The 13281-nt window shown below is 33.8% G+C and carries 13 protein-coding genes and 1 riboswitch; of the genes, 5 read left to right on the forward strand and 8 right to left on the reverse strand.

Annotated features, from left to right (window positions below):
• Positions 1 to 69: 69 nt before the first annotated feature.
• Positions 70 to 174, reverse strand: a riboswitch (SAM riboswitch).
• A gap of 75 nt (positions 175 to 249) precedes the next feature.
• The 3 genes from AC06G9_RS01510 to AC06G9_RS01520 form a co-directional block, all read right to left on the reverse strand.
• Entirely contained in the window at positions 250 to 1017 is a 768-nt protein-coding gene (locus AC06G9_RS01510) for a phosphatase PAP2 family protein (RefSeq protein ID WP_045752580.1), read from the reverse strand.
• Between the two features lie 62 nt (positions 1018 to 1079).
• Positions 1080 to 1769 (reverse strand): response regulator transcription factor, encoded by a 690-nt coding sequence (locus AC06G9_RS01515; protein WP_045752579.1) that lies wholly within the window; start codon positions 1767 to 1769, stop codon positions 1080 to 1082.
• A gap of 59 nt (positions 1770 to 1828) precedes the next feature.
• Positions 1829 to 3661: a sensor histidine kinase gene (locus AC06G9_RS01520; protein WP_045752578.1), complete on the reverse strand. Its 1833-nt coding sequence runs from the start codon at positions 3659 to 3661 to the stop codon at positions 1829 to 1831.
• Between the two features lie 123 nt (positions 3662 to 3784).
• Between AC06G9_RS01520 and AC06G9_RS01525 the strand changes: the two genes are divergently transcribed.
• Positions 3785 to 4156 carry a hypothetical protein gene (locus AC06G9_RS01525; protein WP_480957424.1) on the forward strand — a complete coding sequence of 124 codons (372 nt, stop codon included), beginning with the start codon at positions 3785 to 3787 and terminating at the stop codon, positions 4154 to 4156.
• Between the two features lie 237 nt (positions 4157 to 4393).
• Here the strand turns inward: AC06G9_RS01525 and AC06G9_RS01530 are convergent, their stop codons facing one another.
• The 5 genes from AC06G9_RS01530 to AC06G9_RS01550 all read right to left on the reverse strand — a co-directional run bounded on the left by AC06G9_RS01530 (position 4394) and on the right by AC06G9_RS01550 (position 9127).
• Positions 4394 to 4729 (reverse strand): hypothetical protein, encoded by a 336-nt coding sequence (locus AC06G9_RS01530; protein WP_480957425.1) that lies wholly within the window; start codon positions 4727 to 4729, stop codon positions 4394 to 4396.
• The gene (locus AC06G9_RS01535) at positions 4698 to 5030 is read right to left on the reverse strand and encodes a TetR/AcrR family transcriptional regulator (RefSeq protein ID WP_480957426.1); all 333 of its coding nucleotides are present in this window, start codon (positions 5028 to 5030) and stop codon (positions 4698 to 4700) included. Before AC06G9_RS01535 ends, AC06G9_RS01530 begins: the two co-directional genes overlap by 32 nt.
• 72 nt (positions 5031 to 5102) lie before the next feature.
• The gene (locus AC06G9_RS01540; protein ID WP_480957427.1) at positions 5103 to 6374 is read right to left on the reverse strand and encodes an aminotransferase class I/II-fold pyridoxal phosphate-dependent enzyme; all 1272 of its coding nucleotides are present in this window, start codon (positions 6372 to 6374) and stop codon (positions 5103 to 5105) included.
• Between the two features lie 700 nt (positions 6375 to 7074).
• The gene (pyk, locus tag AC06G9_RS01545; protein WP_045753962.1) at positions 7075 to 8502 is read right to left on the reverse strand and encodes a pyruvate kinase; all 1428 of its coding nucleotides are present in this window, start codon (positions 8500 to 8502) and stop codon (positions 7075 to 7077) included.
• A 130-nt stretch (positions 8503 to 8632) separates the two neighbouring features.
• Positions 8633 to 9127, reverse strand: a complete 495-nt coding sequence (locus AC06G9_RS01550; RefSeq protein WP_045753963.1) for an IPExxxVDY family protein — start codon at positions 9125 to 9127, stop codon at positions 8633 to 8635.
• Positions 9128 to 9398: 271 nt separating this feature from the next.
• Between AC06G9_RS01550 and AC06G9_RS01555 the strand changes: the two genes are divergently transcribed.
• From AC06G9_RS01555 to hisS, 4 genes are all read left to right on the forward strand, one after another.
• Positions 9399 to 9635 (forward strand): acyl carrier protein, encoded by a 237-nt coding sequence (locus tag AC06G9_RS01555; RefSeq protein ID WP_021192392.1) that lies wholly within the window; start codon positions 9399 to 9401, stop codon positions 9633 to 9635.
• 27 nt (positions 9636 to 9662) lie between these two features.
• Positions 9663 to 10916 (forward strand): beta-ketoacyl-ACP synthase II, encoded by a 1254-nt coding sequence (gene fabF, locus AC06G9_RS01560; protein ID WP_021192393.1) that lies wholly within the window; start codon positions 9663 to 9665, stop codon positions 10914 to 10916.
• Positions 10917 to 10993: 77 nt separating this feature from the next.
• The gene (gene rnc, locus AC06G9_RS01565) at positions 10994 to 11734 is read left to right on the forward strand and encodes a ribonuclease III (RefSeq protein ID WP_045753964.1); all 741 of its coding nucleotides are present in this window, start codon (positions 10994 to 10996) and stop codon (positions 11732 to 11734) included.
• Positions 11735 to 11786: 52 nt separating this feature from the next.
• Complete coding sequence (gene hisS / locus AC06G9_RS01570; RefSeq protein ID WP_480957428.1) at positions 11787 to 13169, forward strand: histidine--tRNA ligase; 1383 nt, start codon at positions 11787 to 11789, stop codon at positions 13167 to 13169.
• Positions 13170 to 13281: the final 112 nt, after the last annotated feature.

The raw sequence follows: 13281 nt of genomic DNA on the forward strand, positions 1-13281 counted from the left end.
ATTCTTGAATCTATTTACTAAATTTTTTGATTGCTTTTAGAGAGGAGGGCACAAGATATATTTGTGTCTAGCTTATCATTCCCACTTTTTGATGGGGTAGAATGTAGCACCTTGTCAATCGACAGGTTGCTAAGGCTTCATTGGGTCTATTCCCTCTGCCTTTCTCTATAAGCGCTGTAAATATCGGAATTAGTTTTATAAAAACAAATATTTTGTAACTTTTATATCAAAATGACAATAAATCAAGGCTTAAAATTGAAAATTAGCAGATACACCAAGTTGTTTCCCATTGTAAAATGGAGTTGCCATGGTTAAGTAACTTGTCTTTCTTGATTGCAAATGTTTATCAAATAGGGGTAATAGCCAGTATGCTATTTTTGTTCCCATGATACCAATACCTGCTCCCATAGCGACATCCGAAAACCAATGTTTCTGATTGTACATTCTGAGGTACCCTGTACCCGCAGCTATTGTGTATCCTGCGATACCGTACCAAATGGATTGATCTTTATACTCTTGCCATAACATCTCGGCTCCCGTAAATGCGACAGCAGTATGTCCGGATGGGAATGATTCATGATCAGCACGATCTGGTCTCCAAGTAGGAGTGGTCTGTTTGATCGTGTATACCGTAGATAAGGTGATGGCATGAGCGATCGCACTAATGGCTAGACGTTCTTTGAAGTTATGTTTACTTGGGACACCTAGGAAATTGAGACCGTAAACAGCTGCTGAAGGAATAAAAACACTGACATTATCAAATTTGAATGTTTTTGATGGATCATTGTTTATGGAATTATTTATCTGTTGATCTTTATTTTTGAGGTATGGGCTGTTTAAGGAGATTATGCCATAAGTCATTAAAGCAGCGGGTACTATTAATTGTTTATAATTTATTTGACTCCTACTGGTGTCAAAATCTTCATTATTTTTTTGTAAAGTATCTCTTTGCGCATAAAGAGATGGAGAGTAGCAAAAGATAGAAAGGATAAAAAAAATTGTTATTGATATTTTCATTGTAGCAAGATAAACAAAAAGAGATGTTTTAACATCTCTTTATTATTCGGAGTAAATGTATATTAGCTGACCAATAATTTATAGCCTTTTCCATGTACGTTAACAATCTCAACTTTTGGATCATCTCGTAGATATTTTCTCAGTTTACTTAAGAAAACGTCCATACTTCTCCCTGTGAAATAATTGTCATCATGCCAGATTTTTAAAAGTGCTTCTTCTCTTGTCAGTACATCATTCTTTTTTAAACAAAGTAACCTTAATAATTCGGCTTCTTTTGTCGATAGCTTCTGCTGCACACCTTTGTGGGCTATTTGCTGACTGGTATAATCAAAGAAGTATTCTCCAATTTCAAATTTATCGCTCACAACCTGATCATCTTTTTCTCTTATAACACGTTTGAGCAACGCATTTATGCGAAGGAGTAATTCTTCTACTCGAAATGGTTTTGTGATGTAATCATCGCCGCCAAGTTCAAAAGCTTCTGTCTTATCTTCCATCATGCCTTTTGCGGTAGCAAATATGATCGGGGTTGTCGTATTTATTTTCCTGATTTCTTTACCGACTGTAAAGCCATCTTTTTTGGGCATCATGACGTCTAAGATACATAGATCATATGTGCTTTTGCGAAATTGATTGACGGCCTCTTCACCATCAGTGCATAAGGTAACATCAAATTTTCCCTTAAGCTCTAAATAATCTTTTAATAAGTCTCCTAAGTTTGGATCGTCTTCTGCTAATAATATCTTCTGCATATTCTTATGGTTTTGTTCGAATATTGATGATAATATACGAAATTAATATCGATTTAAATTTAATTTTTTATAGGTAATACGATGTCAAATTGTGTTCCCTTGTCTTTGTCACTTTTTACTTGAATTTTGCCATTCATTCTTTTGATGATATCGTACACATATGAAAGTCCTAACCCAAAGCCTTTCACATTGTGGACATTTCCTGTTGGAATGCGGTAAAATTGATCAAATATTTTTAAGAGATGATCCTTTGCCATTCCGATCCCATTATCAATAATTGTTATGTGAATGCTGTCTTTTGTATTTTTAGTTTTAACAGTTATGTGTGGATTATCTTTACTGTATTTAATGGCATTGTCCACCAAATTGAAAAATACATTTGATAAATGAAGTTCATCACCTACTACAACATCGTTTTTTGCGTCAAAATGATGTTCAAATTTACCACCTACTTTTTGTAATTGCAGCTGCATACTATCCAGCACTGCTGATAATAGATCATTAATATGGATAGGCGTTTTTTCTAGTTTTAAAGTCTCTTTTTCGAGACGGGCTATATCTAAGACTCGTTCAATATGATTGCCTAATCTAACATTCTCATCATATATGATATTGGCAAGTCGCTTTACTCGACGCTCATCTGATATGATTTCGGGATCACGTAGAGACTCACTGGCTATCATGATCGTAGCGACAGGAGTTTTAAATTCGTGCGTCATATTGTTTATGAAATCAGTTTTCATTTCTGAAACCTTTTTTTGTTTGAATATGATGAGTAAGGTATATGCAAAACAGCCGATTAAAAGAAAAAGTAAAGCTAGAGTTGGGAGTAGCAAATAACTCATATTATCGACAATAATTGTACTCTTTCTCGGGAAATAAACGCTTAGTCTTCCAGGAGGCGAGCCAATATCACCTTTAAATAGGGCCGTTGAATAGCGCGTTATTTTATTGGGTTTGATAATATTATCGATGGTTTGTATTCGGAAAACAATATTACTGCTATCTCGAACCTCAATGTTGAAAGGGTAGTGGATATCGCGTTCAGATAATTCCTCTTTTAATAAATTTTGAATGAGATTGATATTTAGACGCTCTCGAAAGGGACGCTTTGATAACTCCATACCGATAGCTACATCTTCTATAATACCGCTTTTTTTGCCACCAATGGCAGCAATGGTATCAAATACATTTTTCCCATTACCAATTAAATTTTGACCACTCATGTTTTCGAGTTGATCTTCAAGTTCAATTATTTTTTTTGAGATTTGTTTATTAGATCTTGGGGGTAAAGTCGCTATTTTGTATTCAATAGCTTGCTTTAGGACAGGGTCTATCGTTGGAATAACAAATCGGGCACTATCATCTTTTGCGTTTACTCGAGGTAAAAATTTGGTAGCGCCAATTTCAACATATTCTTTTACGACATGGTCTGGACTATTATATTTAATAACATCAATACTCAATACATTCTCTTTATTCTTTCTATTGATGTAGGTTTCATAAAATGAATTCTCAATTGAAATAACACTTGGAAAAGTTTCTTTCAATTGATCTTCTGCTTCTTTAAATTTTTCTTTAATAGCATATTGCTCAGATCTGAGATTTTCTAACTCTCTTTGAAGTTTCAGCTGCTCGGCTAGATGTCGCTGCTTCTCTTGCTCAAACTGGTATTTTTTAATATTCGTTTGTTGCTGTACTTTCGCAAAGTCAATAACTTCTCTACGCTCTATTTTGCCGGCAACAGCTGTTAGAGACGCATTAACAGATTCATCAAAAAGCTGTGATTTTTGGCGGTATGATTCTCTAATAAAATAGAATTGCATAGCCGCAACGCCCAATAAGGCGAGGGTCATCAAGCTAATAATCAAAACGATGCTACTTTTCTTCATTTGTTACAAATATAGGAATGCTTTCTTTGATTTAACGGCATTTAACAATGTTTAACAAGCTTATTGTTTCATTTTAAAATGCTATTGGTTAATTTAGATTAACATTTTTTATAGTTGAAAAATATGAAGAAGATATTAACCTTGTTTTGTTTTTCTATTTGCTTTTTTTTAACACGAGCACAAGCGCAAATTATGTCTAAGGATACCTTGAAAGGGAAGATTAATTCAAATAACAGTAAATTCCATTCGAAAGCACCTTTTTTAAAGATTCCGCAAGATTCAAATGTTCATTACCATTTGAAATATAAAAAGCTTGATGAAAATTCTGCAATTAAGATACCAAATTCTATTGAACATTCAGAGTTTTCAATACGAAACAGTATTCCTCAGTTGAAAAATAAAGGATTAACAGATAGTGTCAAATTTTTACAAGATCGTCTGATCCATCGAATGGATTCTCCGTTAAAAAATAGAATGGATACCAAAGAAAAGTAGTAACTGATTTTTTCTTTTGGAACATATATTTGATATTATTCTATATGATAAATCATACTCACTCATTCACCACCAAAATAATATGAATGGTGATGTTTTGTTTTAGTTCTTAAGGGATAATGGGAATTACCTATATTTTAATAGTAATAGGATATTTTGGTTATATATATTGATAATGTTGAACAAAGGTGCTTACTCACTACTAGATTCTTTATTGTCGTAAATTAATGCTCATTATTATTCCGCCTCATAAGTCTGTTTTAAAATAAACTTAACAGCCTCCTTAATACGATTCATACCTTCTTCGGTTGTAAGATCGATCTCGCAAAAAGTACTATCAGTCATTTTTGTATGTAATACTAAATAGTAAATACCTGCTACAAGTAAACTTGAAACTGCTCGGAGGTCTACATTTTTACCTGCTAATTCCTTGTCAGAATATGGAAAGAAGAGCGAACTCATTTTTTCTCTCGATTGCGTCACATGGGACATAATATCAGACTTTTCACTAATCTGCCACAGAACAACTTTTTGCATTTCGTCATTTAATGCAAAATAGTGAATTTGTTCCAATAACAGTTTTTTCTAGAAAATAACGCGTACTGTCATCTTTAGAATTTGCTAATGTTTGTTCTGCGGCAGCTGTCGCTTCTACCCAATAATCTTTTCCTTTGATGTACGTTTCAATTAGGTTTTCAACGCTTCCAAAATATACAGAGATTAACTTCCTATCGACACCTGCTGTACTGGCGATATTAGCAATTGTTAAGCCTGTATATCCTTTTTTTTCTAAAACAATGCCGACAGAATGAATGAGCTTATTCATTGTTCTACTTTTGTCGTTTTTCTCCCCCTGATACGTTTTTCTAGCCATGGTAGTTGTGTATGTGGTTAAACATTAGGTTCAAAGTTAATTTAAATATATCATTTTCTTTAATGATTGATTTTATGTGGTCTTTGTAAGATTAATTTTTTTCGCAATTTGTTCAAGTACATTTAATACGTGGTCCAAATTTTCTCTAGTATGGGTTGCCATTAAGCTTGTTCTTATTCGGGCATCTTTTTTTGAAACACCAGGATAGACAATACAATTTGCATATACACCAGCAGCTAAAAGCATTCTTGCAACTTGAGATGTTTTGTGTGGATCACCGATTTTTATAGGAATTATTGCAGACTGTGACGTTCCAATGTTTAGATTTAAAGATAATAGACCTTTTTTAAAATATGAAATATTTTCAGCTAATTTTGTACGCCATTCTGGTTCTTCATCGATTAGTTTTATAGCCTGTATAAGCCCATTGGATGCGGGAGTGGAGGTGGACGAAAATACTTGTTGGCGGGATTGGTGACGTAAATAATTGATGATCTCGGGAGATGAAATAATAAATCCTCCAATGTGCCCAAACGCTTTGCTTAAGGTACCGGAGATAATATGGACTTTATCTAATAAATTGTATATTTCCATACAGCCCCTTCCGTTTTCTCCTATTACACCGATCCCATGTGCATCATCTACCATTAAATAAGCACCATATTTTTCGCACAAATGATATATTTCGTCGATTTTTGCTAAATCCCCATTTTGAGAGTATACGCCATCTATTATCACTAATTTGGTTCTATATTTATTTTCTGCATCGACCAATGCTCGTTCCAAATGAATCATACTGTTATGTGGAAACCGTTTAGTATTAGTACGTAATAAGCCTTCATAAACACTTGCATGTACTTCCATGTCAACAATTGCACAATCCTCCGCCTTTAATAAACATTGTAGAGTTGCTGCATTTGCAGAATATCCTGTTGTATATACAATTGATGATCCCCGTTGTCTATTAAAAAAACTAGATAATTGATCTTCGAGTTGCACATGGTACTCGTGGTGCCCTCCAATAAGCGGAGATGCTCCGGCTCCTGTACCATACTTCATAATCCCGTCAATCGCAGCCTGTTTCACTTTAGGATGTTGTGTAAAATTGAGGTAGTCATTGGACACTAAGCTGATACACTCTTTTGCTACCTTCATAAATGGTGTTTTGACTTGAACAATTGGACCACATCCTGCTGTAATAAATCTAAAATTCATTTGATCATGATCGCTCATGTAATTTATAAATTCTTGGAAAGCGTTTGCAGATTGTACAATATCGTAATGTGGTATATTTTCAAATTCTTTGAAGCTAGCTTTGTTGAAGTCAATGTTATGATTAATCATAGTGAGCTTTTTTTGGGAAGTGTAATTACTAAAATGCTTTTTCTAATTATTGAGAACTTTTAGGTAGTTACTGATTGATAGTCAGTACTTACAATTAGCTAATAACAATATCAAAATCTAATTATAGTGAAATTTATGCTTTTTTTATGAATTATATAGCGCCAATTTTCGGAAGTGTTTGATGCTTTCATGGATGCTAGTTATTTTTATGAGAGAAAGATCTTAATAGCATATCTTTCAGTAAACAAGCTCATTAAATTGTTTTTTTTGTAAATTATTGATTATGAAAGTTTTGTTCTGCTTTGTTGATTAATGATAATAATTTTTATTTACAATTATTTCAATCAATATAATTGTCATAAATAGGAGATAATTGTAAATTGCTATCAATAAAATCATTTTATTTTTTATTATTTGAAATAAAAATGAAAAATCTCTGCTTTATGTAACTACTTATTAGCCTATTAAATTGGATATCATAGGTGTGAATAACATTTTCCAAGATGTACATGAATACGATTGAGGTTCAAATCACTTTACTTTCACTTCATGAATAAATTTGATGACTATTTGGGATCGTCAGTGTTAATTGTATTTGGAATTGAGAAGAATAAGATTTTGAATTGGAGAGAATTGAGGTATATTGCAAAAAAAAAGCGCTCCATATTGGAGAGCTTTTTTATCTTTTATATTGTTTTGATTACAATTGAGAAACACGAATGGTATTCGTTTTTCCTTTTTCGATTAAAGGTGTCGATGCTGTGTTGATCACAATCGAACCTGGAGCGATATAGTTGTTTTTCACAATAAATTTGTTGACATCGTGAATAGAACCGTCAGTACTATCAAATTTGTCGTATATGAAGGTTTTAACACCCCATAATAAACTCAATTGACGTAACAATTTTTTAGTTCCTGTAAATACCATAATGTCTGCATTAGGTCTGTAACTTGCGATTTCAAATGCAGTAGCACCCGACGATGTTAAGACAGCAATTGCCGCTGCATCTGTTTTCTTAGCTAAATATACTGAAGATGCACAAATTGCATCAGGAATTTTAGTTCCATCACTAATCTCACTAACTTTCTCATTATAATATGGATAAGATGTTTGTTCCACGTGGATAATGATTTTGCTCATTGTTTCGATAACGATCTCTGGAAATTCACCTACAGATGTTTCGCCACTTAGCATCACTGCATCAGCACCATCAATAACCGAGTTAGCCACATCATTAACTTCCGCACGTGTAGCACGAGGAGTTGTGATCATACTTTCTAACATCTGAGTTGCAATGATAACAGGTTTTGATAAATCACGACATTTCTGAACAATAATTTTTTGTAGTCCTGGTACTTCTTCCATTGGCATTTCAACACCTAAGTCACCACGTGCTACCATGATTGCATCAGTAGCTTCAATGATAGCATCAATATTTTCGATAGCCTCAGGCTTTTCAATTTTTGCAATTACTTGTGCATGACTTCCTTTTTCAGCAATGATTTTTTTACATTGGTAGATGTCTTCTGCTGAACGCACAAATGACATAGCGATCCAATCTGCACCATGATCAAGGGCGAAATTTAAATTATCTAAATCTTCTTCTGTTAAAGAAGGGATTGAAACTTTTGTGTTTGGTAAATTAACACCTTTACGGGAAGTAAGTACACCACCATGTACAACTTCACAAGTAACAGTATCTTTATGATTTGTGTTTATAACACGTAATTGCAATTTTCCATCATCTAATAGGATGATTTCATTTGCTTCAACATCATTTGGGAAATTATCGTATGTGATGTAAATTTTCTCTTCATCACCGATTAATTCATGTGTAGTAATTTCAACCTGTGATCCATTTACAAGGATAGCACCACCTTCTTTCATTTTTCCGATACGGATCTTAGGACCTTGTAAATCGGCTAAAATAGCGACATTGAAATTTGTTTCTTCATTAATCTCTTTAATGGTTTCAATAACTTTTAGGTGATCCTCTTGACTCCCGTGAGAAAAGTTAAGACGACAAACGTCTACACCTTTGGCAATCATATTTGTTAACACTTGTTTGTCAGCAGATGCAGGACCTAATGTTGCAACAATTTTAGTCCTTTTTTGAACTTTTTCCATTCTAATTTTTTTATTACTATGTATTTTTATTTTTATATAATTTCATTTTTTTGAAATTATAAAACTCGTTTTTACTAACGAGGATAATTTAGATTTAAGGCGTGTATCTTGTACACTATTAAATAGTTTGCTAAAATATCAGATTTTCTTTGGATTTCAATATTTTTGGTGATATTTCTTTTACAAACACAACTTCGGGTATTTTGTTTATGTTTTTTATGATCCGATCTAAATCGTCTTCATCAATAAAATTTTTGATGAGAATAAAATAATCAAAATTGGCATGTTCGGGTATAAGCAGGCTTCCCTCAATACTTTTATTGTTGATTAAATAATACTCAGTTTGAAATTTGGTGTTTATGTACCAAAAAGTAGTGAAGTGCTGTATCGATTTTTTATGATGATCGACAATGATGTGATATTCTAATTCTTCAGCAGATTTTTGTTTTAATTTTTGATTATGATCAAACTTATCTTCTTTACCTCTTACAAAATCGAGTAAGGTCACCTTGTTGATAAAATGACAGAGACGGTAATCTTTTAAAGGACATGATATGGCGATGAGTACGAAGTCAAGTTCGGCATCAAATTCTAGGTCCCATTTTAGTATCGTTTTGTTATTCAAAGTGAAAATTTATGCTTGTGTTCTTGACGAAAATACAAAAAAATGATGCAAATGCTGTGAATTTAATGTAAAATTTGAATTAATTGACTTCTTGTTTGTACATATTAGGAATTATTGTTATACTTGAAGAAGGTTAGTTTATAGCGAGTTACGGGTATGACTGTACCTACCTGGAAAATAATTTGACAATCTAAAAATCAATTGGATTTTTATATTTGATGAAATTTATTTTTCTTTGCACAGATTTATTAAACAATTAAACTATAAAATCATGTCAGATATCGCTTCAAGAGTAAAGGCAATTATCGTTGAAAAATTAGGTGTAGACGAAAACGAGGTAACACCAGAAGCTTCTTTCACTAATGATTTAGGTGCAGATTCACTTGATACTGTAGAGTTAATCATGGAATTTGAGAAAGAATTCAACGTTGCAATACCTGATGACCAAGCTGAAACTATTGGTACAGTGGGACAAGCAATCACTTATTTAGAAAAAAACGTTAACTAACTAATTTAATTGGGCCAAATCGTATAAATGGAGCTTAAAAGAGTAGTAGTAACAGGATTAGGCGCACTTACACCAATTGGTAATACCGTTTCAGAATATTGGAATAGTTTACTAGATGGTGTAAGCGGTGCTGCTCCCATTACGCATTTTGATGCGTCAAAATTTAAAACCCAATTCGCTTGTGAAGTGAAGGGGTTCGATCCACATGAATTTATGGATCGAAAGGAAGCTCGCAAAGTAGATCCTTTTGTACAGTATGCTATTGCATCATCTGATGAAGCAATCAAGGATGCTGGTTTAATTTTTGAAAATTTAGATACAAATCGTATCGGAGTAATCTGGGGATCAGGAATTGGGGGATTGACAACTTTTACAGATGAAGTTGTCAATTTTGCAAAAGGGGATGGAACACCGCGTTTCAATCCTTTCTTTATTCCAAAGATGCTTGTCGATATTGCTCCGGGACATATTTCTATGCGTCACGGACTTCGTGGACCTAATTTTTCTGCTGTCTCTGCATGTGCTTCGGCAACCAATGCGATGATTGATGCTTTTAACTATATTCGTATGGGTAAAGCTGATGTGATTGTTACAGGTGGATCTGAAGCGACTATTAATGAAGCTGGAATCGGTGGATTTAATGCGATGCATGCATTGTCAACTAGAAATGATGATCCTAAAACAGCTTCGCGTCCTTTTGATAAAGATCGTGATGGTTTTGTTTCTGGTGAAGGGTCTGGTGCGATCATATTAGAAAGTTTAGAACACGCATTAGCGCGTGGTGCTAAAATTTATGCTGAAATTGGGGGTGGAGGTATGAGCGCTGATGCACATCATATCACAGCTTCACATCCAGAGGGTTTAGGTGCTAAACTTGCAATGACAATGGCTGTCAATGATGCGGAACTAGATTTCACAGATATTGATTATATCAATGTGCATGGCACTTCTACTCCGGTAGGGGATATTAGTGAAACTAAAGCTATTGTGGATTTGTTTGGTGAGCATGCTTATAAATTGAACATTAGTTCTACAAAATCAATGACTGGACACCTTTTAGGTGCAGCTGGCGCGATTGAAACTATTGCTTCTATTTTAGCTGTTCAAAATGATATAGTACCGCCTACTATTAATCATTTTACAGATGATCCAGAATTGGACAACAGATTAAATTTCACATTTAATAAAGCTCAAAAGCGTATTGTAAATGCTGCAATGAGTAATACTTTTGGCTTTGGTGGTCACAATGCAACTATTGTTGTGAAAAAATACAAAGCTTAATATTACTTTATTTAAGTTATTAAAATAATTGGGATACAACAGGTGCTTTATACCTGTTGTCCCATTTTTAGACTAAGATGCCTTTTTCAAGGATTTATAAATTATATTTTTCTGCTGACAAAGCTTATGTTAGAAAGCTCAAGAACCTGTTAGGTTTTGTCCCTGGAAACATACGACTTTATCAAATGGCTTTTAGGCATAAGTCTGTAGCTGTTGTGATTAAGGAAGGTTCAAAAAACAGCAATGAAAGATTGGAATTTTTGGGCGATGCAATTTTGGGTTCAGTTGTTGCTGAATTACTTTTCAAAAAGTATCCCTATAAAGACGAAGGTTTTTTGACTGAAATGAGATCTAAAATTGTTAGTCGTGTCCATCTTAATCAACTTTCCCGAAAATTGGGATTCAATGAACTGATTCAGTTTGATGCCAGAATGATCAGTTTTCCTAATAAACAAGGCTCTCTGCTAGGAGATGCTTTTGAAGCACTTATCGGTGCTGTTTATTTAGATAAAGGTTATGTTTTTACTAAAAATTTTCTGTTAAATCGCATTATTAAGCCACATGTTGATATTCATTTATTGGAACAAACGGAAACAAATTTTAAAAGCCGATTGATCGAATGGTGTCAACATAATGGCAAGGAGGTTGTTTTCAATCAAATTGAAAATCCACCAGGAGAATCGAGTAAAATGTTTTCTGTAGAGGCTATTGTCCAAGGCGAGGTATGTGGGTTGGGACAAGATTTCAATAAGAAAAGTGCCGAAAAATCTGCTGCTGAAAAAGCTTGTGAATATTTGAAAATTTTGGAACTTGACTAAGCTTTTTTCTTAGAAGCCTCAAAAAATCCTTCTTAAATATTAACTTTGCCAAATGGCAACAGTAAAACCTTCTTTAGCAAAAGGCACGCGTGATTTTTCACCAGCCGAAATGCTTAAACGTAATTATATTTTCAATACGCTTAAACGTGTTTTTATAAAATATGGTTACAGTGAAATTCAAACTCCTTCTTTTGAAAATTTACAGACACTTACTGGAAAGTACGGTGATGAGGGGGATAAGTTAATTTTTAAGATTTTGAATTCGGGAGATTATTTGAGTAAAGCTCCTGATGATCTATTTAAATCTAAATCTTCCATTAAATTAATTTCTCATATTTCTGAAAAGGCACTTCGTTATGACCTTACTGTACCGTTTGCTCGTTACGTTGTCATGCATCAAAATGATATTTCCTTACCTTTCAAGCGTTTTCAAATTCAACCTGTATGGCGTGCAGATCGTCCTCAAAGAGGTCGTTATCGTGAATTTTACCAATGTGATGTAGATGTTGTGGGCTCTGCCAGTCTACTCAATGAAGCTGAGTTTATGTTGATCTATCATGAAGCACTGAAAAATTTGGGATTGAAAGATTTTACGATTAAAATCAACAATCGTAAGATTCTTTCAGGTATTGCAGAAATTATTGGTAAGCCGGAACTTATTGTCGATATGACAGTTGCGATCGATAAATTGGATAAGATCGGTTTAGAAGGAGTCAACAAGGAATTATTAGAACGTGGTTTTACAACAACTGATTTGGAAATTTTACGCCCAATTATTTTATTGGAAGGATCAAATGAAGAGAAATTGTCGGCGCTAAAACATGTACTGTCAAATTCGGAAATTGGATTGAAGGGCGTAGCTGAAATAGAAGAAACTTTTGATTATATTTCTAAGTTGGATTCTTCAAATGAAGTTTTACAGCAGTTTGTAGAGGTGGATATTACCTTAGCTCGTGGTTTAAATTATTATACTGGATGCATTTTTGAGGTTAAGACCAATGAAGTAGCTATGGGAAGTATCGGAGGCGGAGGACGCTACGATGATTTGACAGGTATGTTTGGGTTAAAAGGGTTAACAGGCGTTGGTGTGTCTTTTGGTGCCGATCGCATCTATGATGTTCTAGAAGAGTTGAATCTTTATCCAGAGGCTAAAGGAGATTATACCAAACTGTTGATTGTGAATTTTGATAAAGAGACCGAGTCCTTTACATTGCCACTTTTAAATCGCTTACGTCAAGCAAATGTTGCTGTGGAACTTTATCCAACAGCCGCAAAATTGAAAAAACAAATGAGTTACGCGGACAGTAAAGGGATTCCATATGTTTTGTTAATCGGTGATGAGGAGGTTTCTTCTGGACAGCTTTCATTAAAAGATATGCAAACAGGTGATCAAAGAAAAATTGATGAATCAACTTTGATTGCTGAATTGAGCTAAAATCAAATTTGTTAAAAAATAGTAAAAGCCAAAAGATTATTATGTCTTTTGGCTTTTTTGTTTGTTCTTTTTTTAATTTACTAAATTAAGCCAGTCATTTATTTGCCTTTCC

This window comes from Sphingobacterium sp. MAE, assembly GCF_056711605.1.